Origin of the sequence: Corallococcus sp. CA049B, from assembly GCF_003611685.1 — a bacterium.
GTDB lineage: Bacteria > Myxococcota > Myxococcia > Myxococcales > Myxococcaceae > Corallococcus > Corallococcus coralloides.
Genome location: NZ_RAWC01000080.1, coordinates 1 through 26,189 on the forward strand (window position 1 = coordinate 1; position 26,189 = coordinate 26,189).

At 70.5% G+C, this 26,189-nt stretch carries 22 protein-coding genes; 12 read left to right on the top strand and 10 right to left on the bottom strand.

What is annotated here, in order from left to right; all coding sequences use genetic code 11:
* Nucleotides 1-45 precede the first annotated feature (45 nt).
* Nucleotides 46-1,479 (top strand): hypothetical protein, encoded by a 1,434-nt coding sequence (locus D7W82_RS19045; protein WP_233587796.1) that lies wholly within the window; start codon nucleotides 46-48, stop codon nucleotides 1,477-1,479.
* On the opposite strand, the gene D7W82_RS19050 is transcribed toward D7W82_RS19045, so the two are convergent.
* A complete protein-coding gene (locus D7W82_RS19050; RefSeq protein ID WP_120619709.1) occupies nucleotides 1,463-2,917 on the bottom strand; it encodes a Fic family protein in 1,455 nt (484 codons plus the stop codon). The genes D7W82_RS19045 and D7W82_RS19050 overlap by 17 nt on opposite strands.
* Before the next feature lie 198 nt (nucleotides 2,918-3,115).
* Nucleotides 3,116-3,664, bottom strand: a complete 549-nt coding sequence (locus D7W82_RS19055) for a hypothetical protein (protein WP_120619710.1) — start codon at nucleotides 3,662-3,664, stop codon at nucleotides 3,116-3,118.
* Nucleotides 3,665-3,948: 284 nt separating this feature from the next.
* Between D7W82_RS19055 and D7W82_RS19060 the strand changes: the two genes are divergently transcribed.
* Together D7W82_RS19060 and D7W82_RS19065 are read left to right on the top strand one after the other, a co-directional pair.
* Nucleotides 3,949-4,155, top strand: coding sequence for a cold-shock protein (locus D7W82_RS19060; protein ID WP_120619711.1), 207 nt, complete (start codon nucleotides 3,949-3,951; stop codon nucleotides 4,153-4,155).
* A gap of 263 nt (nucleotides 4,156-4,418) precedes the next feature.
* A complete protein-coding gene (locus D7W82_RS19065; RefSeq protein ID WP_223739411.1) occupies nucleotides 4,419-4,772 on the top strand; it encodes a hypothetical protein in 354 nt (117 codons plus the stop codon).
* 174 nt (nucleotides 4,773-4,946) lie between these two features.
* On the opposite strand, the gene D7W82_RS19070 is transcribed toward D7W82_RS19065, so the two are convergent.
* The 4 genes from D7W82_RS19070 to D7W82_RS19085 all read right to left on the bottom strand — a co-directional run bounded on the left by D7W82_RS19070 (nucleotide 4,947) and on the right by D7W82_RS19085 (nucleotide 10,758).
* Nucleotides 4,947-8,066, bottom strand: coding sequence for an efflux RND transporter permease subunit (locus D7W82_RS19070; protein WP_120619712.1), 3,120 nt, complete (start codon nucleotides 8,064-8,066; stop codon nucleotides 4,947-4,949).
* A 61-nt stretch (nucleotides 8,067-8,127) separates the two neighbouring features.
* Entirely contained in the window at nucleotides 8,128-9,237 is a 1,110-nt protein-coding gene (locus D7W82_RS19075) for an efflux RND transporter periplasmic adaptor subunit (protein WP_120619713.1), read from the bottom strand.
* Complete coding sequence (locus D7W82_RS19080) at nucleotides 9,234-9,998, bottom strand: TetR/AcrR family transcriptional regulator (protein WP_120619714.1); 765 nt, start codon at nucleotides 9,996-9,998, stop codon at nucleotides 9,234-9,236. Before D7W82_RS19080 ends, D7W82_RS19075 begins: the two co-directional genes overlap by 4 nt.
* Before the next feature lie 58 nt (nucleotides 9,999-10,056).
* Nucleotides 10,057-10,758 (bottom strand): DUF2293 domain-containing protein, encoded by a 702-nt coding sequence (locus tag D7W82_RS19085; protein ID WP_014393429.1) that lies wholly within the window; start codon nucleotides 10,756-10,758, stop codon nucleotides 10,057-10,059.
* A 129-nt stretch (nucleotides 10,759-10,887) separates the two neighbouring features.
* Here D7W82_RS19085 and rnz point away from each other — a divergent pair, with 129 nt between their 5' ends.
* Entirely contained in the window at nucleotides 10,888-11,811 is a 924-nt protein-coding gene (rnz, locus tag D7W82_RS19090) for a ribonuclease Z (RefSeq protein WP_120619715.1), read from the top strand.
* A gap of 44 nt (nucleotides 11,812-11,855) precedes the next feature.
* On the opposite strand, the gene D7W82_RS19095 is transcribed toward rnz, so the two are convergent.
* Nucleotides 11,856-12,377 carry a hypothetical protein gene (locus tag D7W82_RS19095; RefSeq protein ID WP_120619716.1) on the bottom strand — a complete coding sequence of 174 codons (522 nt, stop codon included), beginning with the start codon at nucleotides 12,375-12,377 and terminating at the stop codon, nucleotides 11,856-11,858.
* A gap of 216 nt (nucleotides 12,378-12,593) precedes the next feature.
* Between D7W82_RS19095 and D7W82_RS19100 the strand changes: the two genes are divergently transcribed.
* Nucleotides 12,594-13,367 (top strand): rhomboid family intramembrane serine protease, encoded by a 774-nt coding sequence (locus tag D7W82_RS19100; RefSeq protein WP_120619717.1) that lies wholly within the window; start codon nucleotides 12,594-12,596, stop codon nucleotides 13,365-13,367.
* Nucleotides 13,368-13,466: 99 nt separating this feature from the next.
* On the top strand, nucleotides 13,467-14,873 hold the full coding sequence (locus tag D7W82_RS19105; protein WP_120619718.1) for an NAD(P)/FAD-dependent oxidoreductase: 1,407 nt from the start codon (nucleotides 13,467-13,469) through the stop codon (nucleotides 14,871-14,873).
* A gap of 14 nt (nucleotides 14,874-14,887) precedes the next feature.
* On the opposite strand, the gene D7W82_RS19110 is transcribed toward D7W82_RS19105, so the two are convergent.
* Complete coding sequence (locus tag D7W82_RS19110; RefSeq protein WP_370451042.1) at nucleotides 14,888-15,544, bottom strand: HAD family hydrolase; 657 nt, start codon at nucleotides 15,542-15,544, stop codon at nucleotides 14,888-14,890.
* 83 nt (nucleotides 15,545-15,627) lie between these two features.
* Between D7W82_RS19110 and D7W82_RS19115 the strand changes: the two genes are divergently transcribed.
* The 3 genes from D7W82_RS19115 (at nucleotide 15,628) to D7W82_RS19125 (ending at nucleotide 19,094) form a co-directional block, all read left to right on the top strand.
* On the top strand, nucleotides 15,628-16,509 hold the full coding sequence (locus D7W82_RS19115) for an AraC family transcriptional regulator (RefSeq protein WP_120619719.1): 882 nt from the start codon (nucleotides 15,628-15,630) through the stop codon (nucleotides 16,507-16,509).
* A gap of 33 nt (nucleotides 16,510-16,542) precedes the next feature.
* Nucleotides 16,543-17,280, top strand: a complete 738-nt coding sequence (locus tag D7W82_RS19120) for a hypothetical protein (RefSeq protein WP_120619720.1) — start codon at nucleotides 16,543-16,545, stop codon at nucleotides 17,278-17,280.
* A gap of 110 nt (nucleotides 17,281-17,390) precedes the next feature.
* Nucleotides 17,391-19,094 carry an amidohydrolase gene (locus D7W82_RS19125; protein WP_370451043.1) on the top strand — a complete coding sequence of 568 codons (1,704 nt, stop codon included), beginning with the start codon at nucleotides 17,391-17,393 and terminating at the stop codon, nucleotides 19,092-19,094.
* Here the strand turns inward: D7W82_RS19125 and D7W82_RS19130 are convergent, their stop codons facing one another.
* Nucleotides 19,095-21,119, bottom strand: a complete 2,025-nt coding sequence (locus D7W82_RS19130; protein WP_120619722.1) for a hypothetical protein — start codon at nucleotides 21,117-21,119, stop codon at nucleotides 19,095-19,097.
* Between the two features lie 124 nt (nucleotides 21,120-21,243).
* On the opposite strand from D7W82_RS19130, the gene D7W82_RS19135 reads away from it, so the two are divergent.
* The 3 genes from D7W82_RS19135 (at nucleotide 21,244) to D7W82_RS19145 (ending at nucleotide 24,185) form a co-directional block, all read left to right on the top strand.
* A complete protein-coding gene (locus D7W82_RS19135) occupies nucleotides 21,244-21,945 on the top strand; it encodes a TIGR02269 family lipoprotein (RefSeq protein ID WP_120619723.1) in 702 nt (233 codons plus the stop codon).
* A 3-nt stretch (nucleotides 21,946-21,948) separates the two neighbouring features.
* The gene (locus tag D7W82_RS19140; RefSeq protein WP_120619724.1) at nucleotides 21,949-22,659 is read left to right on the top strand and encodes a double-CXXCG motif protein; all 711 of its coding nucleotides are present in this window, start codon (nucleotides 21,949-21,951) and stop codon (nucleotides 22,657-22,659) included.
* A gap of 287 nt (nucleotides 22,660-22,946) precedes the next feature.
* The gene (locus D7W82_RS19145) at nucleotides 22,947-24,185 is read left to right on the top strand and encodes a DUF6068 family protein (protein WP_120619725.1); all 1,239 of its coding nucleotides are present in this window, start codon (nucleotides 22,947-22,949) and stop codon (nucleotides 24,183-24,185) included.
* A gap of 6 nt (nucleotides 24,186-24,191) precedes the next feature.
* Here the strand turns inward: D7W82_RS19145 and D7W82_RS19150 are convergent, their stop codons facing one another.
* A complete protein-coding gene (locus tag D7W82_RS19150; RefSeq protein ID WP_120619726.1) occupies nucleotides 24,192-26,024 on the bottom strand; it encodes a patatin-like phospholipase family protein in 1,833 nt (610 codons plus the stop codon).
* Nucleotides 26,025-26,189: the final 165 nt, after the last annotated feature.

Below are 26,189 nucleotides of genomic sequence, written 5' to 3' on the forward strand. Positions count from 1 at the left end.
GACGTGGGCCGGCCGCCTTCAACATCAACGAGGGGACCCCAAGTCATGAAGAGCCTGTTCAACGGAAGCGTGCTGTGCGCGGTGCTGGGTGTGGCGGCGGTGGCGTGGATTCGGATGGCGGTGTTCGTGGGGGGGCTCTTTCTCGTGGGGTGCGAGGAAGCCCGAGCCACGGCACCGCGCATCCCGGTGCTCGGCGAGGTGGGTGGACGGGTAGCGTCAGAGGGCGTGGAGGCCCACGTGTGGTCGCGGACCCTGATGGTTGGGGACCTGCAGGCTCCGCACGCGGTGGTGACCTCCAACGGGGACGTCCTGGTGGCGGCGACCTATCAAGAACCCATCGACCTGGGGGCGGGTCCCCTGCCCTTCAATCGCAACGTCGTGGCGCCACACCTGCTGGTGGCGCGGTATTCGTCGGAGGGCACGCTGCAGTGGGCGCGGGGCTGGACGCCCGGGCACGAGGCGCGCGCCCGCGTGGGCGGCCTGGCGGTGGACGCCTCCGACAACATCTTCCTCACGGGCATGTCCGCGGGCTTCACCCGCGACGGCGCCACGCTGCCGGAGGGGCCGTTCCTGGCCCGGCTGGACGGCGGCGGCGCGCTGGACTGGGTGCGCTCGCTGCCGGGTGAGGGCCCGGTGGCGGTGAACGGCGTCACGTCCGACCACCACGGGGGCGCGGTGCTGGTGGGGGACTTCGCTGGCGCGCGCGACCTGGGAGAGGGATTGAAGCGCACGCCCCCTGGCAGGCACGCGGGCTTCGCGTTGAGCGTGGGCCCCAGGGGTGAGCAGCGCTGGAGCCGCGTGTGGATGCCTTCAGGCGAGGGCGAGGTCTCCGCGCGAGCGGTGGCGGTGGATGTCTTTGGCGACGTGCACGTGGTGGGCGGCTACGCGGGGGCGGTGTCGTTTGGAGACGCCACGTTCGTCACCGTGCGCCAGCACACGCCCTTCGTGGTGAAGCTCACCCGGGACGGCGACCACGTCTGGAGTCATGACGTGCGCGGCACGGATGGCACGGCGGTGTCCGTGGCGGTGGGGGCGGACCGCGTCTTCGTGGGTGGAGGCTTCAGCGGCCGGCTGTACTTCCAGAAGACCTTCCACCGCGCGGACTCGCGCGACGGCTTCCTCCTGGCCTACGACGCGCAGGGCGGCCAGCAGTGGGCACGGACCTTCCCCACCGGCGCGCCGATGGTGGCCACCGACGACGCGGGCCAGCTGACGGTGGCGGGCGGCCACGACGGCGGTCTCGCCCTGGGCGGGGGAAGCCTGCCGCCGGGCCTGTATGTCGCGAAGCTGTTGCCGGAAGAGGGCACGTCGCTCTGGGTGCGCGGGTTCGCGAGCCCCGGCACCGTGGCCCAGGCCCGGGCGGTGAGCGTGGACGCCACCGGAGGCGTGCTGCTCGCCGGAGGCTTCAACCGGTCCATGCCGGAGGACGGACCGTCACGGCCGCTGCAGGACGGCTTCCTGCTCAAGCTGAGCCCTTGAGGAACTGCTCCTGGAGGATGGCCTCCAGCGCGTGAACCTCTTCGTCGGTGAGGAGCTCGAAGTGTGAGGCGCGCTTGGTGGCGGAGAGCCTGCCTTTGTTCTGGAGGACCACCTGGATGAACAGGTTCAACTGCCGGTCCGGCATGTCCACCACCCGCTCCATCTGTTCGCGGGCCTGACGGTAGCGAACGATGAACTCCAGCTCCTTGCGGAACTCCGTGCGGATGGTCTCCGCGGTCCACGCATAGAGGTCCTCCGCCATCCGCGTGCAATCGATTGCACGGTACAGGTTGCCGGTCTTCCCCTTCACCGTGACGTGCCAGTCCTCGTCATGCGTGTAGTCGACCTGCTGCATGAGCGGGACCGAGAAGGACTCCAGGCAGGCGTCATACTCGGAACTCTTCTGCAGCATCACCGCGGAGACGGGGAAGATGAGCCCCTGGGGCGTGAAACCCGAGCGCGACAGGATGTAGTGGATGAGCAGGCGGTGCAGGCGCCCGTTTCCGTCCAGGAATGGATGGATGAGGACGAAGCCGAAAGCCACCGCCGCCGCTTGAACGATGGGGTCCACACGCGCCCTCGCCATCCGCTCGAGGCTGGCGAGCAGTCCGCGCATGAGGGTGGGGACATCCTCGGGACGGGGCGGAAGGTAATGGACCTTCTGGTCGCTGAGTCCCACCGTCTCGCCGACGTAGTTCTGCTCCTGCCGGTAACCCGCCTCCGCGTAGCGAGGATCCACGGTCTGGTTCTGGATGGCGGTCAGCGCCGCTTCATCCAAGGTGTCCCATTGGGGAACCCGTCGCAGGAGGGCCACGTAACGCTCGGTGCGGTCCGGGCTTGGCTTCTCCCGCTCGATGGCGAACGAGGAGCGGGTCTCCTTGGCGTAGAGGTAGTTGATGGCCCGGCGGAGCACGTCCTCGTCGTACTCGCCCATGAGCCGGGAGACCTCCTTCGCCAGGTCCAGGCTGGCGAGGTGCATCAACCTCCCGGTGCGCCGGACCATGGGGCAGAAGTCCACGGTGCCCAGCAGGTTGTCGATGACGCGATGGCGCCGGCTCCGCTCCTCCGTGCCGGTGAAGTACATCTGGGAATCCAGCAACGGAACGTAGTTGCCGCTGGCCGCATCCGTCAGGTCCAGGCGGTTTCCGGTGAGGAACTCGTAGAGGAACCAGAGCCGCCGTGAGTACTGCCCGGTGGGCCGCTGCTGGATGTATTCCACGAGCCGTGGCTCCAGCGTCTTCCGGGGCACCTTCTCGAACAGGGCAGAGAGGATTTCGAGCGATACCCCTTCGTACTTGAGCGCGAACTCCAGCTGATGGAAGAGCCCTGGCTCCGGCGCGTAGGTCGGAGGATAGAGGACGATGCTCCGTCCCCCCTCGATGCGCTCGCGTTTCCCGCTTCCTGGCGCGACGAAGGATACCTGGTGATGCGGTAGCACGACGAGCTCGTGCGCCAGGATGATCCGGGCGTAACCGATGGGCTCCGCCTTGGGAGGAAGGTCGACGCCCAGGCGTGCACGGATGGCTTGACCGAACGGTTCCAGAAATCGTTCTCCAGAAGGAGAACGTAACCAAAATCGTTATCCGGCTCCAAGAATCGTTACGCCAGGGCCCTCATCGCCCAAAAGGCTTACGCCTCAAGCCCCGATGCCCTCGGGGTCCGTGACCAGCTCTCCGCCCAGGTGCATGCCCGTCTGGCAGCGGTAGTCCGTGACGAGCGACGCGGCCAGCACCTTCACGCCCAGGAGCACGTGCAGCGCCGCCGCCACCGGCGAGCGCTTCGCGTACCCCAGCACGAAGGGCGCCAGCACCGCGCCCAGGCCATAGGCGTAGTCCGCCAGTTCGTGCGCTTCGATGGGGATGAGCTTCGTGAGGCTCAGCCGGTAGTCCGTGAACAGCGACACGCCCACCGCGGCCCCGCCCAGCGCCCAGCCGGCCGCCTTCGCCTTGCTGTCACCGGACGCATTCCCCACCGCCACCAGCGCCGCGCCGCCCACGTAGTCCAGCACCGAGTGCAGGTCCTGCGACACCCAACGGCGCAGCGGCAGCCGGCCGAACAACGGACGCGACAGGATGCCCGCCGCCGCGCTGTGGTCCCTCATCCGGCGCCACTCGCGGCGCACGGCGCCCTCCGAGCGCGGAGGAACGGGGGGCAGCAGGGGCTCGGGGCCTCGGACCTCGTACATGACGTGACTCCTCTGCCGGCCGTCGTGGCCTTGCGAAGCAACGGTAGCCACGCCCTCACACCGGGGCGCCAGAGCGGCCCCCGCCCCACGCCCGCCTGCCTGTGCCAGCAGTGGGTAGGGGAGACGGCGACCCCGCGAACTGTTGGCTGCTCAGCAGGGGGGCTTCCACCCACCCCTTCCCGCCGGGCAGACTGTCGTTCGCACTCAGGCCCTCACATTTCGAGAGGACCGGCCGCTCCCGGGCGGTGGGTGCCGCGCCCCACCCAACAAAGAGAAGACGATTCATGGCTACTGGTACGGTGAAGTGGTTCAACGATGCGAAGGGCTTTGGCTTCCTCACTCAGGACGGCGGTGGTGAGGACGTGTTCTGCCACCACAGCGCCATCAACATGGACGGCTTCCGCACCTTGCAGGAAGGTCAGAAGGTGGAGTTCGAGGTGACGCGCGGCCCCAAGGGCCTGCAGGCGCAGAACGTCCGCGCAGTGGGTTGATTGCAACCCGCTCCGGGTCAGACCCAGAGCACGGAAGCCCGGTTCCGCTCACGCGGGCCGGGCTTCTTCATTTTTACAACCTACCGAGAAGGAATAACACGCAATTCCTTTCAAACCTTACACCCCGCCGGGAATGACGGGGGGGCTGGTGAAAGTCCGAAAGACGTCTGTTAGGCTTTGATGCTGCGAGGGAGGGCGCACCTATGTTCGAAGTCACCAACGATGTCAGCCGTCGGACCATCACTGCCCGCATGAGCGGTTTCATGCGGCCCAACGAAATGAAGGAGTACGTGGCCGTCTACAAGAAGGCCACGGACAGCTACGGCGGAGGGCGGCACCTGGTTCTGGCCGACATGCGGGGCCTGCGCCCGCTGGAGCCGGAATCCGCGAAGCTGTTCTCCGAAATCGTCGACCACGGGCGCAAGAATGGCTGCGCGATGTGCGCGCACGTGTCGGACTCCACCATCGCGCGCCTGCAGACGGCCCGCGTGGCGTCGGAAGCATCCCCCAACGACGACATCACCGTGGATTGTGTGTCGCTGGAGGAAGCGCAGAACCAGCTCGCCAAGGCGCGCGTGCGCCTGCTGAACGGCGAAGGCTTCTCGGCCGCTCGCTAGAGCTGCTCCTCCCGGGCAGGACGCCCGCGAACGCCCCGTCTCCGGCAAGGCCCGGAGCCGGTGGCCCGAAGCGGAAGACGCCCACCCGGGATTTGTTTCATCCCCCTTGTTTCAAATGAAAGGCGCGGGTGACGGCACCGTCACCCGCGCCTTCTTGTTTCCGGCCGTCAGGCCTCAGGCCGCGCGGTCGTGCGCCGCGGACGCGTCCACGGGGAGCGCGGAGTGCGGGCCCTGCGCGCGGGGCTGCTTCTTGCGGAAGGACAGCTTCTCCATCGCCGCGAACACCACCGGCACCACCAGCAGCGTGAGGAAGGTGGAGGTGATGACGCCGCCGATGACGGAGATGGCCATGGGGGCGCGGAACTCGGAGCCGGTGCCCGTGCCCACTGCGGTGGGCACCATGCCAATGGCCATGGCCGCGCTCGTCATGAGGATGGGGCGCAGGCGGCGGGGGCCAGCCTTGAGCAGGGCCTCGTCCACGGAGTCGCCCTCGCGCAGGTGCTGGAGCGCGCCGTCGATGAGGAGGATGGCGTTCTTCGTCACCAGGCCCATCAGCAGGATGACGCCAATCATCGCGCCCATGCTCAGGTGGTAGTTCGTGACGACGAGCCCCAGCAGCGCGCCCACGAGCGCCAGCGGCAGCGACACCATGATGGTGAAGGGGTGCTTGAAGGACTCGAACTGGCTGGCGAGCACCATGTAGATGAAGACGAAGGCCAGCAGGAACGCGATGCTGAACGCGCTGTTCTGCTCATCCAGGCTCTTCATCTGGCCGTCGTAGACGATGGCGTAGCCGGGCGGCAGCGGCTTTTCCGCGATGGCGGCCTTGAGCTTCGTGGCCACGTCACCCAGCGCGGCGCCCTTGGCCAACTGGGACACGACGGCCACCTGGCGCTCGCGGTTCTCGTGCTCGATGACGCTGGGGCCGTCCTTGAGGGACACCTCCGCCACGTCCGTCACCTGGTGAAGGCCCTTGGGCGTGGAGATCATCAACTGGCGCACGCGCTCCGGCGTGGCGCGGTCCTCCTCGCGCAGGCGCACGCGGATGTCCGTCTCGTCCGTGCCCTCGCGCAGCTTGGCCGTCACGTCACCGTCGATGGCCAGCCGCAGCTGCGCGGCGAGCGCCCCGGCGGACAGGTCCATGTCCGCGGCCCGCGCGCGGTCGATTTGAATCTGGAGCTCCGGCTTGGCCGGGTTGGCGTCCACGCGCACGTCGGAGGTGCCCAGGGTGCGCAGGATGCCGGCGACGCGCTCGGCCTCCTCGTTGACGCGCTTCAGGTCCGGGCCCACCACGCGCACCATGATGGGGAACCAGTCGCCCAGGCCCTCGATGGTCGGCGGGTCCGACAGCGTGATGGAGGTGGAGACCAGGTTGGGGACCAGCAACGCGCGGACCTCCTCCTTCAGGGTGCCGATGTTCTTCGTGCGCCGGTCCTTGCCCACCGTGAGCACGCGCAGGCGCGCCTTGTAGACGTCTCCGTTGGGGCCGACCGTCGTGTAGATGTCCGTGACCTCGGGGATCTTCTTGAGCAGCGCCTCCGCCTCCGCGGCGCGCTCCGTCGTTTGAGACAGGTTGGAGGAGTCCGGCAGCTGCAATTCGACGAGGAGCTGCGAGCGGTCCTCCGCGCTCATGAACTCCACGCCCAGGCGGCTGGCGGCGCCGAAGGACAGGAACAGCGCCAGCACGGTGAGGCCGGCGGTGGTCCACTTGTGGCGCAGCACCCAGCCCAGGATGCGGGCGTAGGTGGACTCCGTGGCCTCCAGGAAGCGGCGCAGCGCGCGGAAGACGGCGGGCTCGTTCCGCTGCTCGCCCGGCTGGTGCGCCTTGGCGAAGCGCGCGGACAGCATGGGGTCCAGCGTGAAGGAGATGAACAGCGAGATGAGCACCGCCACGGAGATGGTGATGCCGAACTGCTTGAAGAACTGACCCACGATGCCGGGCATGAAGGCCACGGGGATGAACACCGCCACCAGGGCCAGCGTGGTCGCGAGCACCGCCAGACCCACGTCCTTCGTGCCGTTGGACGCGGCGCTCATCGGGTCTTCGCCCTGCTCCAGCCGGTGGGTGATGGCCTCACGCACCACCACCGCGTCGTCGATGAGCAGACCGATGGCCAGCGACAGGGACAAGAGCGTCATCTGGTTGAGCGAGTAGCCCAGCACGTACATCACGAAGAACGTGCCGATGACGGACGTGGGCAGCGCGAGCGCGGAGATGAACGTGCCGCGCGGGTCCAGGAGGAACATCAGGATGATGAGGACCGCCATCAGGCCGCCGAAGATGAGGGCGACCCACACCTCGTGGGTGTTGGCGCGGATGAGGTCCGACTGGTCGATGAGCAGCGTGGCCTGGAAGCCCTGCCCCACCACCGGCGTCATGTCCGCGAGCGTCTTCTTCACCGCGTCGCTGACGCTCACGGTGTTGGAGCCCGGCTGCTTCACGATCTCCAGCACCACGGCGTCGCGGGCGTTGAGGCGCGCGGTGGTGCGGCGCTCGGCGACGCCGTCCGTGACGGTGGCGACCTCCTCCAGGCGCACCTGCGCGCCGGTGCTGCTCCGGGCGATGGGCAGCTTTCGCAGGTCCTCCACGCTGCGGAACTCGCCCATGGCGCGCACGGTCAGCTCGTTGGGCCCCACCTGCAGCCGGCCCGCGGGCAGGTTGAGGTTCTCCATGGCGATGCGCTGGGACACCTGCGACGGCGCGATGCCCACCGCGCGGGCCTTGTCCAGGTCGATGTCGACCTGGATTTCGCGCGTGTCGCCGCCGGTGATGCGCACCTCAGCCACGCCGGACAGCTGCGCGAGCGCGGGCTTGATGCGGTCATCCAACAGCTTGCGCAGCGCCTGGGACTTCATGTCCGCGGAGATGGCGTAGGTGAGGATGGGCGCGGCGGACAGGTCCACGCGGCTGACGATGGGCGCGTCCGCGTCCGTGGGCAGCTTGTTGACGGCCTGGCCCACCTTGTCGCGCACGTCCTGTACGGCGGTGTCCAGGCTGGTGCCCAGCGTGAAGGACACCACCACGGTGCCCAAGTTCTCACGGCTGAAGGAGTGGATTTTATCCACGCCGCTGATGCCGGCGACCGCGTCCTCCAGGGGCTTGATGACCTGGGTCTCGATTTCGCCCGGGCCCGCGCCCTTGTAGAGGGTGTTGACCACCACGATGGGGAAGCTGACGTCCGGGTAGAGGTCGGTGCCCAGGCGCTTGAGGCCCATCACGCCCAGCACGATGAGCAGCAGGGACACCATGGCCGTGAACACCGGCCGCCGGATGGAAACGTCACTGAGAATCATGGGAAGAGCTCACGCACGCCGCGCGCGAAGGAGGGCCGCGGCGAAAAGGGGCGGCTTGCGGCTACTTCACGGAGACGCGGGTGCCGGGGGTCAGGGAGGGCGTGGGGTAGTCCACCACCTGCTGGAGGACGGCCGCGGCGCGCACCACCACCTCGCGGTCGCGGCGCTCCAGCACCTGCACGTCCACGCGCTGGAGGGTGCCGTCGCTGACGACGAGGACGTGGTCCCCGTTGGAGGAGGACAGCGCCGTGGTGGGGAGCAGCTGCGCTTCCTGCGTCTCGCCCAGCTTCAGCATGGCGCGCGCCAGGGTGTGGGCCACGAAGCGGCCGTCCGCGTTGGGCACGGCGATCTCCACCGGGATGCGGCGGGTGGTGCGGTCCGCGGAGGGCAGGATGGTGCGCACCACGGCCTCGTCGGTGGACGCGCCGTTGCCCAGCGCCGCCACGCGCACCTTGGTGCCAGGCTTGAGCAGCGCGCGCGCGCCTTCCGCCACGGTGGTGCGGAAGACGAGCGTGTCCAACTGCTCCAGCGTGAAGAGGGGCGCGCCCGGCCCCACCGTGGCGCCGGTCTGGTCCGGGGACTCAATCAGCGTGCCCGCGAAGGGCGCCTTCAGGTCGTGCCGGCGGCGCGACGCGCGGGCCTGCGCCAGCTGCGCCTTCGCGGCCATCACCTGCGCCTGGGCCTGCGCGGCGGCGGCCACGGCGTTCTTGTGCTGCTGGTCGCTGACGCCGCCGCCGGTGCTGAGCTTCTCCGTGCGCTCGGCCGCGTCCTTCGCCATGGAGGCGGCGGCCTCCGCGGCGGCGACGGCGGCCTCCGCGCCGGCCACCTGCGCGTCCGCGATTTCGGAGTTGAGCTGGGCGAGCATGTCGCCCTTCTTCACGGCCTGGCCCTTGTGGATGCGCACCGTCTCCAGGCGGCCGCCCACCTCGAAGCCGACCTGGAGGCCCTGGGCGGGGTACAGCGTGCCCGTCACCTCTTCCGACTGCGAGGCCTGCACGCCGCGCGCGGAGACGACCTTCACGGCCGGCGCCGGCTTTTCCTGGCCGGCGGCCGGGACGGCGGGCGGCGAGGACGCGGCGTCCGCCTTGTCGCAACCGGAGAGCGCGAGCGCGGCGGCCATCCCCAGGGCGGTGAAGGCGCGGGAGGTGGAGGGCTTCGTGGACGGTTTCACGGGCGTTTCCTTGGCGGGCGGTGCGGGTGGTCCGCGCGGGCGTGGCGCCGGCGCGTGGAAGGCGGTGAAGAGGGACGCGCGAGGGCGGCGGGCGTCGCGGGCACGGCCTCGCGGGGCAGCGAGCCTTCGTGCATCAGACGCTGGAGGCCCACGGCCCAGGTGGCCAGGTCCGGCTTCTGCATCAGCCGCCCCATGCGCCGGGCCAGCAGCAGATAGGTGCCCACGATGAAGGAGCCGAAGAGGCTGGGGTCCACGTCCGGGGTGTCCGGATGCTGGCCGCGCAGGTGGTGGAACTCCCGGGCGATGCGCTCCACCTCGCGGTCCACCACGTCCCACATGACGGACTCGAAGGCGGTGCCCTGGCTGCCCACGATGAGCGCCGTGACGAGCTCACGCTGCTCCCACATGAGCTCCAGCATCTCCACGTCGAGCGCGGCCTCCATGCGCAGGAAGTCGCGGTAGCGCTCCGAGCGCGTGGCGACGTCCCCGGGGCCCGGCAGGCCGCTGTAGTCGGCGCGGAAGCGCTCCATGCAGGACATGCGCTTCGTGGTCAGCCGCTCCAGCGCCTCCAGGAAGTCCTGCACCAGCGCCGCGAAGAGGGCCTCCTTCGAGGGGAAGTGCAGGTAGAAGGCGCCCTTGGACAGGCCGCTGGCGGCGGTGATGTCGCTGATGCGCGCGCCCTTCACGCCCCGCTTCGCGAACTCCGCCCGCGCGGACGCGATGAGCGCGCTGCGGGCTTTGGGGTCGGCGGGGCGGGGCATGGCGGACGCATTCCTAACCCGCCGGTCAGAAATAGGACAGTCGTTGCTGAACGCCGGGTCAGGAATCCGAGGGGCGTGTCGGCGGAGGGCGCAGGAGTGCGGAGCAGAGCGGACACGCGGGCGGGGCGTGGGGGGCGTCCCGGCGGTGCAGGTCCAGGATGGCGCGGGACACCTCCGCCAGCTCGCGGCGCACCTCTCGGCGGGCGCCCTTCACGCGCTGGATGCGCATGTCGTCGTAGCCGGTGGTCTGGTGGCGCATCCAGGCGATGACGGCGGCCTCCGCGCGCCTCTCAATGGGGATGCGCTCCGTGCGGGCCACGGTGCCGCTGCCCACGGGGGTGGCGTGGCCGGCGACCATCACGGCCAGGCGCTTGGCGTGGGGGAGCCACGCGGGGCTGAAGGCGAGGAAGCGCAGGACGGCGTTGGCGAAGTCGACCTCGTACTCGGCCTGCTCCTTGGCGCGGCGCTCGCGGCCCTGGGCCAGCTTCTTCGCGTAGGCGGGGGTGGCGCGCTCGTCCTCCAGGGCGGCCCTGGCGTGGACGATGTGGGCCTCCGGCGCCCACACGCCCCGGGAGAAGAGCTTGCGGCCCACCTTCTCCACCACGGTCCAGGAGGGGCCGGCGGCCTTCACGCGGCGGGTGAGGCCGGCGTCGCCGGGGGGGAGGAGGGCCCAGCCGTCAGGGACGGTGAGCAGGCGGCCGTCCTGGGCTTTCACTCGGCGGGGGTCGGCCGTGGGGCCGACCGTCAGGGAATCAGGCATGGGGGCGGGTCCGAAAGGGCCGGCTGCATAGCACGCCCCCTCGCACCCTGGTAAATGCCCCGGGAACGCGCGCCGCGGGACGGACTCCGCGCGTGCGAGGAGGCCACTCTCGACGTGGGAAGCGCTGGCATGTCCCTACTGAGGCTCACCTTCCTCGGCACCTCCGCCGCACAGCCCACGCTGCATCGCGGCCTCTCCGGCCTGGCGGTGAAGGCGGACGCGGATCTGCTGCTGTTCGACTGCGGGGAGGGCACCCAGCGGCAGATGGTGCGCTTCGGCACGGGCTTCACCGTGGACGCGGCGTTCTTCACGCACTTCCACGCCGACCACTACCTGGGGATCATCGGCTTCCTGCGCACGCTGGGGATGATGGGCCGCGCCGCGCCCATGCACCTCTATGGGCCTCCTCCCGCCCGCCGGCTCTTGCACCAGGCCGTGCACCTGGGGCTGGAGTCGCTGGCCTTCCCGGTGGAGATCCACGAACTGAAGGACGGGGACACGGTGCGCCGCAATGGCTACACCGTGCAGGCGGTGGGCGTGGACCACCGCATCCACGCGCTGGGCTACGTGCTGGTGGAGGACGGCCGCCCGGGGCGGTTCCACCTGGAGAAGGCGCGGGAGCTGGGCGTGCCGGAGGGGCCGTCCTTCGGCAAGCTGCAGAAGGGCGAATCCATCACGCTGCCGGACGGGCGCGTGGTGAAGCCCGAGGACGTGCTGGGCGAGCCGCGGTCCGGGCGGCGGCTGGTGATTTCCGGTGACACGCGGCCGTGCCCGGCGCTGGTGCAGGCGGCGAAGGACGCGGACCTGCTGGTGCACGAGTCCACCTTCTCCGACGACGAGCAGGCGCGCGCGCTGGAGACGCGGCACTCCACCGCGCGGGAGGCGGCCCAGGTGGCTCGGGACGCGGGGGCGAAGCGGCTCATCCTCACCCACCTGTCCAGCCGCCACGACACCGACCCCGGACGGCTGCTCACGCAGGCGCGCGAGGCGTTCAAGGGGCCGGTGGAGGTGGCCTTCGACGGCCTCACCGTGGAGCTGCCGCTGCGCGACTGACGTTGGGGGTCGCGCGGGCGGCAGCCCGGAAGCGGTGCGGCGGACTACTCGATCTTCTTCGCCTCGGCCTTGAGGGCGGCGGCGGCGTCGGGGTCCACCTTCTGGAGCAGCTCCCACTCCAGCTCGGAGTCGCGCCGCATCTGCGAGTTGCCGGCGCCGACCGAGGACTCCCCCGTCTCCTTGGCGCGGCCGTCGGTGCTGTCGGCGGCGCGGGACTCGGAGCGGTCCTGGCGGCGGAACTCCACGGCGCACTGGCCGGGCCCCCGCTCGAAGCCGCGCACCAGGTAGCGCGCGTAGGACGTGCCCAGCGAGGACGGGGCGCTGGTCATCAGCCACTCCGTCGTGGTCTCGAAGCCGGTCTGCGTGTTCGTCACGGAGAAGCCCTTCTCCTTGACCAGGGCCAGGGCCGCCGGCCACACCTCCGCGATGGGCTTGCGGTAGACGTGCCCCATGGCCTTGTCCTCCAGGTACGACTGCTGGCGGCGCGCGGCGCAGCCGCTGAAGGCGAGGGCGAGGACGGACACCACGAGCAGCGCCGAGGCGCGGGACGATTTCGAGGGATTCATTGCTCCGGACTCCATGAAAGGGAAGACGGCTGCGGAATTTCGCCCGGTGCGGGCCTGGAAGCCAAGTCCAGGCCCGGCCGGGAGAGGGTTACCTCCACCGGGCAACCTTCATTTGGCTAGAGCCCGGCCGCCTTCCGGTGATGCGTCCGGCGCCGCACATCCGTACACACGAAGCCGTCCGGGGGGCCGGTGGCGGGGCCATGCTGGCGGGCGGACATGATTCCCATCAGCGACGACAACCCGACCCTGCGCACCCCGGTGATGACGTACCTCCTGCTCGGGGCCATGGGCCTCACCTGGGTGTTCTTCCAGGGCGCGGGCTTCAACGTGGTGCGGCTTGCCACCAGCGTCTGCGAGCTGGGCATGGTGCCCGGAGAGCTCACCGGCCGCGCGCCGCTGGGTCAGGCGGTGCCGCTGGGGGACGGGCTCGCTTGCGTGGTGGACAACGAGGCCATCAACCGCCTCACGCCGCTCACGTCCATGTTCCTGCACGGCAGCTGGGGGCACCTGCTGGGCAACGTGCTGTTCTTCTGGGTCTTCGGAAACAACATCGAGGACAGCATGGGGCGCCTGCGCTTCCTCGTCTTCTACCTGGTGTGCGGGCTGGTGGCGGCGGCGGCGCACGTGGCGGTGGACCCCACGTCGCCGGTGCCCACGGTGGGCGCGTCCGGCGCCATCGCGGGCGTGCTGGGCGCGTACCTGGTGCTCTATCCGCGCGTGCGCGTGAACATGCTGTTCATCATCTTCATCCTCATCCGCGTCTTCCCCATCCCCGCGTGGGCCGTGCTGGTGTGGTGGTTCGTGCTCCAGGTCATCACCGGCCTGCCGCAGCTGATGACGCTGAGGCCGGAGGTGTCCGGCGGCGTCGCCGTGTGGGCGCACATCGGCGGGTTCGTGGCGGGCATGGTGCTGATCAAGCTCTTCGAGAACCCCCGCTTCACCTCGCAGCGCACGACGTGGCGGCACCGGATGCACCCGGACCACCCTTGAGGCGAGCGAGCGGGCAGGCCCCCGCAGGCCCGGGATGCGGACGCGAGGGAGCGCCCCGACATTGGGGGAAGGTGTTCTTCGCGCCGTGAGGAGGCGGGCATGGGAGCGGACACGAAGTCGGAAGGGCTCTGCGTGGACACGCCGCCGGCGCGCAAGCGGGTGCTCATCCTGGGGGGCGGCTTCGCGGGGATGTACGCGGCGCTGCACCTGGAGCGGCGGCTGGGGAAGCGGGACGACGTGGAGGTGACGCTCGTCAGCCGCGACAACTTCTTCCTCTTCACGCCCATGCTCCACGAGGTGGCGGCGAGCGACCTGAGCGCGACCGCCATCGTCATCTCCCTGCGCAAGCTGCTGCCGCGCATGACGTTCGTGGAGGGCGACGTCAGCGGGCTGGACCTGGAGTCGAAGCGGGTCACGGTGGCGCACGGCGGGCTGGACGGCCACAGCCACACGCTGGAGTACGACTTCATGGTGCTGGCCATGGGCTCGGAGACGAACTTCTTCGGCAAGCCGGGCCCGCGCGACTACACGCTGACCATGAAGACGCTGGGCGACGCGATGCTCCTGCGCAACTGCCTGGTCGACCGGCTGGAGGAGGCGGACGCGGACTGCATCGCCACGGGCGCGCGCAACGCCATCGTCACCTTCGTGGTGGTGGGCGGCGGCTTCGCGGGCGTGGAGACGGCGGGCGCCATCAACGACTTCATCCACGGCGCCCTGCCCTTCTATCCCAACATCCAGCACGCCAACGTGCGCGTGATGCTGGTGCACGGCGGCAAGGAGGTGCTGCCGGAGCTGGGCGAGGACCTGGGCGCGTACACGCGCAAGAAGCTCATCGAGCACGGCATCGAGGTGCGCACCGGCGTCCACGTGAAGGACGTGACGGCGGCGGGCGTGGAGCTGCCGGACGGCACGGTGGTGCCCACCAAGACGGTGGTGTGGACCGCGGGCGTCACGCCGCCGTCCCTGCTGTCGACGCTGCCGTGCGAGAAGGAGCGCGGGCGGCTCAAGGTGAACGAGCGCATGGAGGTGCCCGGCTTCCCGGGCGTCTGGGCGCTGGGGGATTGCGCGTCGGTGCCGGACGTCACCCAGGGAGGCAAGCCCTGCCCGCCCACCGCGCAGCACGCGCTCCGACAGGGCGTGACGGTGGCGGGCAACGTGTGCGCGGCGCTGAAGGGGCAGCCGGGGAAGCCGTTCCGCTACCGGATGCTGGGGCAGCTGGCCACGATTGGCCAGCGCTCGGGCGTGGCGCGCATCCTGGGGCTGAAGTTCTCCGGCAGGTTCGCGTGGGTGCTCTGGCGCACCATCTACCTGTTCAAGCTGCCGAAGCTGGAGACGAAGGTGCGCGTGGCCATGGGCTGGACGCTGGACCTGTTCTTCCGCAAGGACGTGGTGCAGCTCATCGGCCCGCGTGAGTTGGATCAGCTCACGCTGCCGGCGCTGCCGCTCAACAGCCGCCAGCAGGTGCGCCAGGTGCAGGCGCTCCAGCCGCGCTCACAGCACTGAGCGCCGCTTCTGGCTCAGACGAGCGGCGGCAGGTGGTGCAGCAGCCGCTCCAGGTCCGGCTGGAGCTCGTCCGGCGTGGCGGTGGCCAGCTCCTCGTGGGCGTGCGTGCCCCAGGTGACGGCGTACGTCTTGAGGCCCGCGGCCTGGCCCGCGCGCAGGTCCAGCGTGGTGTCACCCACCATCCACAGGCCGCTGGTGCCCAGCGCCTTCAGGGCGTGGTGGATGACGTCCGGCGCGGGCTTGTGCGGGAAGCCGTCCGTGCCCTGCACGTGGTGCAGCAGGCCGCCCAGCCCCATCGCGTCCACGAAGCGCCGCGCCATGTCGCCGCGCTTGGTGGTGGCGACGGCGAGCAGGTAGCCCCGCTCGCGCAGCGTGCGCAGGACGCGCTCCACGCCGGGGAAGGGCCGGGAGCGCCGGTGGAAGTTCAGCGGGTAGTGCTCGCGGTAGGCCACGCAGAGCGTGGTGGCGTGCTCGGGCGCGAAGCGCGTGTACATGGCCTCCAGCGGCTGACCGATGAGCGCTCTCACCTCCGCGACGGAGGGCGCGGGCAGACCGTGGTGCGTGAAGCCGTGGAGGAAGCTGTCGATGATGTCCGGCAGCGAATCCACCAGCGTGCCGTCCAGGTCGAAACAGATGCCGCGAGGGGTCACAGTGCTCACGCGCTGTTCCATACGCCCTCCGGGGCCGCGTGTCCCTATGCTTCCACCCGCCGTGCGCTCCCTCTCCTGGACGGGTGCGCTAGCGAGGGGGAGACATGCGACGCACGAAGCAGGAGGACGGCTTCTGGGTAGCCCCGGAGGTGCCCGGTCTGGAGCTGCACCAGGCGGCCTACACCCGGTGGACCTTTCCGAAACACTCGCATGATGTCTTCTCCCTGTGTGCCTACGACGCGGGCGCGCAGTCGATGCACCTCCAGGGGCAGCGGGTGTTGGCTTCGGTGGGCAGCCTCCTCGCCGTTTCCACGGGGGAGATGCATGAGGGCCGCGCCGCCGACTCCACCATCGGGTGGGCCTACCGCATCCTCTACGTCCCGCCCGCGTTGCTCATCCGCGCGGCGGAGGAGACGGGAGCGCCCGCGGGCACCCTGCCCGGCTTCGCGTCACCCATGCTCCAGGACGCGGCGCTGATGGAGCGCTTCACCGTCACCTTCGACGCGCTCAAGGGCGGCGCCGTGTCCCTGTTGGAGCGCGAGGAGCGGCTGCTGGGATTGCTGGTGGCGCTGCTGCGCCGGCACGCAGGGCTGCCGTACCGGCGTCGGGCCACCGCGTGCGCGCGGGGCGTGAAGCGGGCGCGGGAGCTGCTGGAGGCACACCCCACGCGCAACCTGTCGCTGGAGATGCTCGCGCGTGTCGCGGGGCTCAGTCCGTGGCACCTGGTGCGCGCGTTCCACCGTCAGTTCGGCCAGACGCCGCAGGTGTTCCAGCGGGCCCTGCGGCTGCGGCTCGCGCAGGAGCTGCTGGCGGGGCCGCTGCCCATGGCGGAGGTGGCGCTCGCGGCCGGGTTCACGGACCAGAGCCACCTCATCAAGCACTTCGGCCGCACCCTGGGCGTCACGCCCGGCGAGTACCGGGCCGCGGCGCACGCGGGGCGTGGACCGCGCAAGCACGTACAATCCCGCGCGCCCGTGCGTCCGTAGCTTGGAGCCCTCTTCTCAAGGAGGGGTCCACACATGCTGAAACACATCCTCGCGGTGTCGATGCTCATGGGCTGCGCGCCGGACGCAATGCCAGACGAAGCGGCGCCGGAGCCTGTCCCTTCTTCCGATGAAGCACTGGAAGCACAGGGCCGGGGCGCGGTGGTGCTGCCGCCGGGAGCCCGCGTCCACGGCCGCCCCATCACCGCTTGGGCGAAGGAGTGGTACCGCTGGCACTTCCGCGTGCCGGCGGACCGCAGCCCCATGCTGCGGCTGGAGCAGGACTGCGACGAGGACCAGGACGGCCCCGTCTTCTTCGTGCCCACGTACGACCTGGACACCACGTATCAGCGCACCTGCCGCGTCCCCCGGAACCGGCCCGTGCTGGTGCCGCTGTGGGTCATCATCAATGACTACCCGTGCCCCGACCCGTCCTTCGAACCGGCGCCGGGCCAGACGCTGGAGGACTTCCTCCGCCAGGGCGCCCTCGACTTCAACGACGGCACGCAGGACCTGGTGGTCACCGTGGATGGCCGGCGCGTGGACACCCGCCGCCACCGTCACACCAGCGGCCTGTTCACCTTCGACGCGGACCCCAGCCTCGTGGGGAAGATTCCGGACCCGTGCCTCGTGGGGGGCGAGCAGCGCGGCGTGACGGACGGGTGGTGGCTGATGCTCCAGCTCTCCCCGGGCGAGCACGTGGTGCGCGTGCAGGCCCTGGCGCCCTTCGGCGCGCCCGTTGATTACACATACACGCTGCGAGTGGGGCGGTAGTCGCAAGACCGGCTCTCCAGACTGGCCGTCGCGCGGGGCGTGCGTCAGAGTGCCGCGCGCGATGTCCCGGGACCTTCCTGCCCGGGCGAACGGTCACGGCGGGTGCGCGGATGATGCGAGGACGTCTCGGTTGGATGCTGGGGGCGCTGGTCCTGTGTGCGGGCGCGGGCTGCTCGCGGCGCGTGCCGGAGGGAACGCCCGCGGAGCACGCGGTCGCGGACGCGCCCACGGTGTACGTGGCCAGGCGCATCCGCACGCTGGATGCCGCGAAGCCGGACGCGCAGGCGCTCGCCGTGCGGGACGGCAAGGTGCTGGCCGTGGGCACGCGTGCGGAGGTGCTCGCCGCGGCGGGCGCCACCGCGCGCGTGGTGGAGCTGGGTGACGTGACAGTGGTCCCGGGCCTCACGGATTCGCACGGGCACCTGGCGGGGCTGGGCCAGGCGCTCGCGGGCGTGCGGCTGGAGGGCACCACGTCGCTGGCGGAGGTGCGCCAGCGGCTGGAGAAGGCCCCGGCCACCGCGTACCAGGGCGACTGGCTGGTGGGCCAGGGCTGGGACCAGAACGACTGGGATACGCCTCGCTTCCCCACCGTCGCGGACATGGGCGAGCACCTGAAGGACACGCCCGTGGCGCTGTGGCGCATCGACGGGCACGCGCTGTGGCTCAACGGCGCGGCGCTGAAGCGCGCGAACATCACCCGCGATACGAAGGACCCCGAAGGGGGCAGCATCCAGCGGCTGCCGGAGGGCGAACCCAGCGGCGTGCTCATCGACAACGCCATGGACCTGGCGCTGAAGGCGCTGCCCCCGCCCACGCGGGAGCAGCACGAGGCGCGCATGCGCGCGGCGCTGGAGCACTGCGCGCGCGTGGGCCTCACCGGCGTGCACGACGCGGGCATGGACCTGCGCACGTTCCGCCTGTTCCAGGACTGGGACAAGGCGGGCACCCTGTCCCTGCGCGTCTACGCCATGGCGGATGGCCAGACGGACGACCGCGTGCAGTACCTGAAGGACGGCCCCTTCCAGGGCAAGCTCCTGACGATGCGCGCGGTGAAGCTCACCCTGGACGGCGCGCTGGGCAGCCGGGGCGCGGCGCTGGGCGCGGCCTACAGCGACGAGCCCGGCCACCGCGGCCTGCTGCTGCTGTCCCCGGAGGAGTACGCCTCGCGCGTGCACGCCTTCGTGGGCCGCGGCTTCCAGGTGGCCACGCATGCGATTGGCGACCGCGCCAACACGCTGCTGCTGGACACGCTGTCACGGGAGCTTTCGGCCACGGGGACGAAGGACGCGCGCCCCCGCGTGGAGCACGCGCAGATCATGACGGCCGAGGACATCCAGCGCCTGGGCGCGAACGGCTTCATCGCGAGCGTGCAGCCCACGCACGCCACCAGTGACATGCCCTGGGCGGAGAAGCGCGTGGGCGCGGAGCGCATCCAGAACGCCTACGCGTGGCAGAAGCTGAAGGCCGCGGGCGCCGTGCTGGCGCTGGGCAGCGACTTCCCGGTGGAGCGGCCGGACGTGCTCGCGGGGCTGTACGCGGCGCGCACGAGGCAGGACGCCAGCGGCCAGCCTCCGGGCGGGTGGCACCCGGACCAGCGCCTGAGCGGTGAGGAGGCGCTGGAGGGCTTCACGGTGGGCGCGGCCTGGGCCTCCTTCGCGGAAGCCCAGCGCGGCCAGCTGAAGCCGGGCATGGACGCGGACTTCGTGGCGCTGTCGGTGGACCCGGTGGACGCGCCCCCGGCGGACCTGCTCACGGCGCAGGTCCGGCTGACGGTGGTCGCGGGCCGCGAGGTGTTCCGCGCGGACGCGAAGTAGCTACAGGTCCGCCTCGTAGGAGAGCGACTCGATGCGCTGGTTCGTCTCCGCCTGCAGGCGGGTGCGCTCCTGCTCGAGTCGCTCCAGCTCCCGGCCGATGATCTCCAGCCGGTCCTCCTGCGCGTTGAGCTTGGTGACGAAGCGCTCCACCAGCTCGCGCTGGGACGCGCCGCTCTTGAGCGAGTCGATGTTGGAGCGGATCCGCTCCTGGTCCTTGAAGAGCTGGGTGCGCTCCTCGTTGAGGCGCTGGAGGTCGCGGGCGACGTTCGACAGCTTCTCGCGCAGGGCCACCACGTCGCGCAGGGCCTGGGCGACGCGCGGGTCGATGAAGCGCGAGTCGAGGAAGAACGCGACCTCGTCCAGCCCCAGGTTGCCGAGCGCGTACTGGCGATGGCCCTTGCTGCGCTCGGTGATGACGAGCGTGTCGGAGGCGCCCGGGGCCAGCTCTCGCTTGAAGCGCCAGAAGCCATCCGTGGTCTCCGCGGGGGTGGCCGTGTCCTTCAACTCCCAGCCGGTGCGCGGGTGCTCCACGAAGAGCACCTGGGGGCGCTTCGCCTTGTTGCGCGCGAGGACCTTCCTGCGGCGCAGGTGGAAGAACTCCACCACCAGGGTGCCCCGGTTGATCCGCGCGCGGAACACCGGGCCGTCCTCCCGGTCCTCCTCCACGGACACGACGCAGGACAGCTCGACAGCATAAGGGACGAAGCGCGTGTCATCGGGCTTGAGCGTGTCGAGCATCGCCTCGCCCACGTAGGTCTCGTCCTCGGTGATGGTGACGGGGCCGCCCTCCAGCGTGAGGCCGGTGGTGTTCTTGAACTCGATGCAGGCCATCGGGTTCTTCTCGCGCGTGGCGCGGTTGTAGAGCAGCACGCGGCGGCCCTCGAAGGGGCGGTGCACGATGGGGACGAGCGCGCTCTGGTTGCGGTGCACGGTGACGGGGCGGTCCACGCCGTACTCGAAGAGGTCGCCCACCTCCTTGGTCAGCGTCGTCACCGAGGTGCTCTGCTCCAGCGCCTCGCGCATGCCGCCGCGTCCGCCACCGCCAATCATGGGGCCGCCCTTGCTCCGCATCATGCGGGGCGCCGCCGCGGGCGCGGCCATGGAGGGCATGATGGGGGACGCCATGTCCGCGGAGGAGCCGAAGGAGTCGTCCACGGACTCCATCATGGGCTCGGAGGGGGCGCTCTCGTAGGCCTCCTCCGGGATGACGGGCGCGACGCCGGTCTCCGAGCGGACCTCCACGACGGGGCGGCGCAGGTAGCGGGGGTTGTAGAGGTCGTGGACGAAGGACACCGGCAGGCCGGCGATGAGCGACAGCTCCACGTCCACCCAGTCCTCGTCCCCGGTGTTGTCCACCATGGCCCAGCCCTGGAGGAGGGGCGGCTGTCCCTCATCCAGGAGGATGCGGTAGCTGGTCTTCCACACGGGGGACTCCAGCACGTAGCTGACGAACAGCTCGCGCGAGCCCTCTCCGGCGGTGAGGATGGACAGCCGCTTGGAGTCCTTCTTGTACGAGGACATGACGGTGGCCAGGTAGAACTCCAGGTCCTTGCGCACGGCCTCGTCGAGGAACTCCAGCTCGCCCAGCTCCAGCACGTCGAAGGTGCGCAGCGACGCGCCGACGAGCAGCGTGAGGAAGGGGCGCACGACGCTGGCCTCCCCCTGCACGACGGGCAGCGACTCCAGGCCGACGATGGCGCCTTCCACCTGTGCGCCGCCGACGCGGGCACGGACGCGGGCGCCCTTCACCTGGCCGAGCAGCGCGGTGAGGCTGCCGTGTTCGGGGATGCGGATGGTGGCTTCGGAGAGGAGCTGCTCCAGGGGCTTGGTGGAGTCGTAGCTCACGGCGGACACGGAGCCGCCGTTCAGGTCCAGCACGGTCATGGACTTGAGCACGTCGTTCATGTCGCGCGCCTTGAAGTCCAGGTGCGCGGTCTCGCTGCCGGTCACCTTCCCCCGGCGCTCGAAGTAGCCGACGCCGTGCTTGTAGAGGACGACACGGCGGATGGACAGGGGCGAAGGCATGCGTGGGGCTCCAGGTGCGGTGTGGCCGAGGGACATGGTCTAGCAGCGCCAGGGGCTGGGGTTCCACTCCGGGTGGGGGTGGTGCCTCTGGCATGTTCCACGGAGCGTCATTCCCGGGGGATGCATGCGCGGACTGTGCTGGCTGCTCGTAGGGCTGCTCTGGAGCTGTGCGTCGACGTCCTCCGCTCCGGCGTTCTCGCCGGAGGTCAGCTGGGCGGAGGCGGAGAGCGGAAGTGAATGCGCGGACGGGGACGAGGACCAGTGCCTCGCGCCCTGGTGCGTGGATGGGACCTGCGCGCTGTTCCGGTGCGAGGACCTGGAGCCGGGCCGTGTGGTGCGCACGCGGAGCGCGCTCGTGCCGCCCGTGTTCGTGGCACCGGGCAGCGGGCCGCAGCGGACGTGGGGCAGCGCGCAAGGGCTGCCGGGCGATGCGATGCCCGTCATGGTGTTCCGCTGGTATCCGCGCGAGAAGCTGCCCAGCGAGGTGAAGCGGCAGAAGGCCCTGGAGGAGTGGGCGAAGCGGCCCAAGGAGCGGCACCACATCTTCCCGCAGGCGTTCAAGAAACACTTCGTCACCAAGGGCATCGACATCCATCAGTACGTCATCGCCATTGATGCGGACCTGCACAAACGCATCCACCGGGGAGCGGATGGCGGCCCCTGGAACAAGGACTGGTGGAGCTACATCACCTCGAAGGGCCCTCTCGCTTCACAGGAAGCGCACTTCGAACAGGCATCCCTGATGATTCAGAAGTACGGTCTCTTTGGTTTGACCATGACCTATTGGCAGCAGGTGAACCTGGCGCCCATTCCGGTGGAGGACTGACGGGTGCGTTACTTCGAGGTGTCCACGCCTCGTGATCTGGACAACGTCCACTGGAGCGGGACCTACCGGGCCACGCGCAAGTGGTGCCTGCCAGGAGTCGACTGTCCCCGCTGCACGCCCTGGGGCGGCATGTTGGCCTATGCGTCGGTGGACCTGTCCAAGCTGGCGGAGAACGACTCGCTGACAAGCGGGTGGCCCCAGTCCCGGGAGGAATACGCCCGGCGCGCTGCCCTGGTGCGTCCCTTCGTTCCATCGGAACTTCCCATCGAACCGGGCTGTAGCTTCGGCCCCCTGGTGGGTACGGCAATGGGCAAATTCGGTCCCATGACCGCGAGGCCTTCATGGGAAGTGCTCGTGCGTGAGGACACGCTCGCCGCGATTCAAGAGGCAGGACTGAAAGGCATCATCCCGGTCCGGGCGGAGCTGCGAAACCGCCGCACGAAGGAGCTGCCTCAGTACGAGTTGGAAGCGCGCCCCCTGGCGAAGCTGCATCCCAATTGCATCTACGACCGAGTGCCCACTTGCGAGCACTGCGGACGCCACGGCTTCTCGCTCCCACCGGAGCGGTGGCTGCTGGGCGAATCCATCCCCGCGGACCTCGACCTCTTCGGCGTGGAGGAGACTACCCGCATCGTCGTCTCCGAGCGCTTCGTCGACACCGTGAACCGGCTGGGTCCCAGTGACGTGGTCTACCGGGAAATCAGCGTGGAGTAGCGCCCGTGCGTTCAGTTCCCCGGCGCCGGAGGCCTGTTCGTTCGTCAATGGCAGACACGGGGCCTCCGCCAGATGAATCGTGCTCATATCCGGAGGAAAAGCTCCCGCAGGCCAGCTCTTCGTGGATGTCGTGGCCTTGCAGCCACCCTGGGTCTCACTGCCAGCCGGCTCCTCCGCTGGGGCACGTGGCTGGAGTCCCCCCAGCTGTCGACCAGCGCACGTTGACCCCGCGCATGCGGACACCGCCCACGCGGATCCGCGCGGTGCTCCGTGTATCTAGCGACCGCATGCGACGCCCCCTCCTCCGCGCTCCCCTCCTGCTCTGCTCCGCGCTCCTCCTGGGCACGGGCTGCGAGAGCATGAAGCCCCGTGCCGTCTCCCCCTCCGACGGCACCACCACCGCCACCGAACCACCCGACGCCTCCGCTCCGACCGAGGCCTCCGTGCTGGACGCCGGGGTTCCCACCATGGACTCCACGCCCTCGCCGTGGCAGCGCGCCCGCGTGGGCGACCGCGTGGAGTACGCCTTCTCCGCCCACCGGGGCCGCCCCGGCGCGGACACCGGCGTGGGCGTGGCCGGCCATGTCGTGCTGGAGGTCATCGCCGTCCAGGCGCCGTGGGCGTGGCTCACCGTCACCTTCACGGATGATCAGGGCAGGCCCCTGGCCCACCCTCGCCTCTCCCAGCCTCGCGTGCTGCCCATGCGCATGGAGGAGACGCAGCCCTGGAAGGAAGAACACCGCGGCCAGCGCTCCGCCGAGCAGACCACCGCCGCCGGACGCACCTGGGATGCCCGCCGCTTCCTGGACGACCGCCGCCCCAGCGATGGCCCCCTCCAGAACCGCCTCTACGCCAATGAGCCCGGCCCGCTGTACCTCACCCATGGCCTGCTCGACGCCAGCACCACGCTCTCCGGCTTCGGCGCCAGCGGCAGCCAGCAGCTCACGCTCGTGTCCTTCCGCCAGGGCTCCGACGCCGAGGGCACCGTGCCCGTGCTCGACCGGCCCTGGGGCCCGGGCACCTGGCACGACGTGCGCCAGGACCTCTCCGGCACCTCCTCCGTGCGCCGCGTCTGCCTGGGCGCCGAGCGCGGCTTCGTCCTCCGCAAGGAGCTGACCGGCCCCACCGGCGACGCCCCCTGCGCCGACTTCCGCGACGCGGAAGCCCAGCCCCTGGAAGAGGCCCTCCTCCACGCCGTCAGCGAAGCCGTCAGCCAGCCGCAGCAGTGGCCCCCCGTCGCCGCCGGCACCGCGCCGCCGCGCCGGGAGACGTTCACCGTCGCCCAGCACCCCATCCCCGCCTTCGTCCTCGAAGCGCCCGCGGGCGAGGGCGCCGAGCGCCGCGTGCAGGTCACCACCTACGCCGCCGACCCCTGGGGCGCCGCGCTGAACGGGCTCGCGGACGAGGCCCGCTTCCTCCCGCTCGCCGACACCGTCTACCGCGCCCCGCCGAAGGGCAAGCGCGTGCCCGAGGACGGCACCGCGCTCGCAGGCTGGGGCAAGTGGGTCATCGACGGCGGCAGGTAGCGCGCGTCAGTCGCACGAGCGGCGCTCCGGCTTGTCCGCGCGGCACTGCGCCACGGACGGGAGCGCCTCGCGCGCCTCGTCCGCCACCTCCACCAGCTGGCGCGCGCACTCCTGCGCCGCCAGCGTGCCCTGGATGTCGAAGAGGGACAGCACCTCCTTGCAGCGCTTCTGCATGGACTCCACGCCCGCCACGAAGAGCGGCTGCATCACCTCCGGCGTGAAGGAATAGCCGCTCGCCGTCGCCAGCCCTGACTCCGGCTTGAACATCCACGTGCTGCGCCAGCTGCTCGCCACCTGGTCGAAGCGCGCCGAGCCCATCCACACCGCCTGCCCCGCCCCCGGCCCCACCATCCGCGGATGGAAGCCCGTCCCCTTGCGGCGGCAGAAGTCCTCCGTCGCGCCGCGCAGCGTGCAGACGTTGTACTCGCCCAGCCGGCGCGTCACCGCGAGCAGCTCCGCCTGCTGCACCTCCGCCACGCGCGGCTGCGCCACGAACAAGTCGATGGTGCGCATCAGCACGCTCATCGCGTTCTTCGGATCCATGGCCGGTGACGGGTTCATCCCTCCCGTCGAAATCACCAGCACGCGCTCCGCGCCACGCTGCACCGCCTGGAGCAGCGGGAGCCCGGAGCGCACGCCGCCGTCGTAGTACGTCCCCGTGCGGTCACCGGCCGCCGACGGCAGCCTGACCGCCGGGTTCGACAGCACCGGCTCCGCGATGGACGCCACGATGGCGCGCACCATCCCGCCCTTGCGCTGCTTGTCCGACGCGCCCGGCTTGAAGTCCGCCGGATCCTGGTCGCTCACGCCGAACACGTCGCCCGTCTGGAAGTCCACCGACACCGACACCAGCTCCGTGCCGTTGTGCAGCATCTCCGGCTGGATGAACTGATCCAGCTTCGCGTAGACGCCGTCGAACTTCACCAGGCCCCGCGTGTCCTCCGCCAGGTTCCACAGCCACGTGGAGTTCACGCAGTACAGGTCCGACTCCACCGTGCACGTGTAGTTGCCCAGCAGGAGCCGCCGCGCGTTCGCCTCCTGCCCCGGCGTGTGGAACAGGTCCACCAGCGTGCTGATGAGCGCGCCCGTGCTCGTCCCCGCCGCCAGGTCGATTCGCGCGTCGCCGCACCCCTCCGGCGCGGGCTTGCCCCGGCACTGCTCCAGGATGCCCAACAGCCGCCACATGGCCCCCGCGCTGAACGCTCCGTTCGCCCCACCGCCGCTCAGCACCACCGCGTTGCTGGGCCGCTGCAGGTCGCGGCGCCACGAACGCGCCCGCACGTACGCCGCCGCGGATGCCGCGCCCCGCTGGATGCCCTGCGCGAGCACCTCGCGCGTCAGCGGCACCTCCAGCGACTGCTGCAACGCCGCGAGCGACGGGCCAATGCCCATCGCGTTCGAGAGGAAGCGCTGCGCGTCCACCTCCTCCTCGGCCGCCGCCGCCACGGAGAAGGACTGCACCGGCAGCGGCACGCCCCACGCCGCCGCCCTCACCGTCCGGTCGACGTAGCCCGCGCGCTCGGCGTTCTCATAGCAGGACGCCGTGTCGTTGCCCGCGTGCTGGACCAGGCACGCCGACATGTCCAGCACGGCCTCTGGAGACGCACCCAGCGCCTCCATCCACGCGCCCGCGCGCGCGGGATCCACATAGGCGTCCGTCAACTGCGCGCGCGTCAGCCCCGCCACGCGCTCCACCGCCGCCACCCGGAGCGGCTGGTCCTTCGGCTCCGGCGAGTCCGGGGCGTTGAGCGTGTCCAGGAGGACGTCCGTGCGCAGGAAGCTGCAACCGCTCGCCGTGGCGGCGAGGAACACCAGCAGGGGCGTGAGATGACGGCGCATGGAAGAGGCCTCCTTGACGAGGGAGTGGACAGACCGTCTTCCTCCTTAGCTGAAGCCCCCGACACCCGGCCATCACCCGGAACGTCCGGCATCCGCAATCTCGCAAAGCACTGCTCGCGACGCGTCGCGGTGTGGTTAGCATGCGCCCCCCATCCCGGAGGGTAT

Coding starts and splice junctions, on each gene's coding strand:
- D7W82_RS19045 (WP_233587796.1), top strand. CDS start 46: ATGAAGAGCCTGTTCAACGGAAGCGTGCTGTGCGCGGTGCTGGGTGTG.
- D7W82_RS19055 (WP_120619710.1), bottom strand. CDS start 3,664: ATGTACGAGGTCCGAGGCCCCGAGCCCCTGCTGCCCCCCGTTCCTCCG.
- D7W82_RS19060 (WP_120619711.1), top strand. CDS start 3,949: ATGGCTACTGGTACGGTGAAGTGGTTCAACGATGCGAAGGGCTTTGGC.
- D7W82_RS19065 (WP_223739411.1), top strand. CDS start 4,419: ATGCGGCCCAACGAAATGAAGGAGTACGTGGCCGTCTACAAGAAGGCC.
- D7W82_RS19070 (WP_120619712.1), bottom strand. CDS start 8,066: ATGATTCTCAGTGACGTTTCCATCCGGCGGCCGGTGTTCACGGCCATG.
- D7W82_RS19080 (WP_120619714.1), bottom strand. CDS start 9,998: ATGCCCCGCCCCGCCGACCCCAAAGCCCGCAGCGCGCTCATCGCGTCC.
- D7W82_RS19085 (WP_014393429.1), bottom strand. CDS start 10,758: ATGCCTGATTCCCTGACGGTCGGCCCCACGGCCGACCCCCGCCGAGTG.
- rnz (WP_120619715.1), top strand. CDS start 10,888: ATGTCCCTACTGAGGCTCACCTTCCTCGGCACCTCCGCCGCACAGCCC.
- D7W82_RS19095 (WP_120619716.1), bottom strand. CDS start 12,377: ATGAATCCCTCGAAATCGTCCCGCGCCTCGGCGCTGCTCGTGGTGTCC.
- D7W82_RS19100 (WP_120619717.1), top strand. CDS start 12,594: ATGATTCCCATCAGCGACGACAACCCGACCCTGCGCACCCCGGTGATG.
- D7W82_RS19105 (WP_120619718.1), top strand. CDS start 13,467: ATGGGAGCGGACACGAAGTCGGAAGGGCTCTGCGTGGACACGCCGCCG.
- D7W82_RS19110 (WP_370451042.1), bottom strand. CDS start 15,544: ATGGAACAGCGCGTGAGCACTGTGACCCCTCGCGGCATCTGTTTCGAC.
- D7W82_RS19115 (WP_120619719.1), top strand. CDS start 15,628: ATGCGACGCACGAAGCAGGAGGACGGCTTCTGGGTAGCCCCGGAGGTG.
- D7W82_RS19120 (WP_120619720.1), top strand. CDS start 16,543: ATGCTGAAACACATCCTCGCGGTGTCGATGCTCATGGGCTGCGCGCCG.
- D7W82_RS19125 (WP_370451043.1), top strand. CDS start 17,391: ATGATGCGAGGACGTCTCGGTTGGATGCTGGGGGCGCTGGTCCTGTGT.
- D7W82_RS19130 (WP_120619722.1), bottom strand. CDS start 21,119: ATGCCTTCGCCCCTGTCCATCCGCCGTGTCGTCCTCTACAAGCACGGC.
- D7W82_RS19135 (WP_120619723.1), top strand. CDS start 21,244: ATGCGCGGACTGTGCTGGCTGCTCGTAGGGCTGCTCTGGAGCTGTGCG.
- D7W82_RS19145 (WP_120619725.1), top strand. CDS start 22,947: ATGCGACGCCCCCTCCTCCGCGCTCCCCTCCTGCTCTGCTCCGCGCTC.
- D7W82_RS19150 (WP_120619726.1), bottom strand. CDS start 26,024: ATGCGCCGTCATCTCACGCCCCTGCTGGTGTTCCTCGCCGCCACGGCG.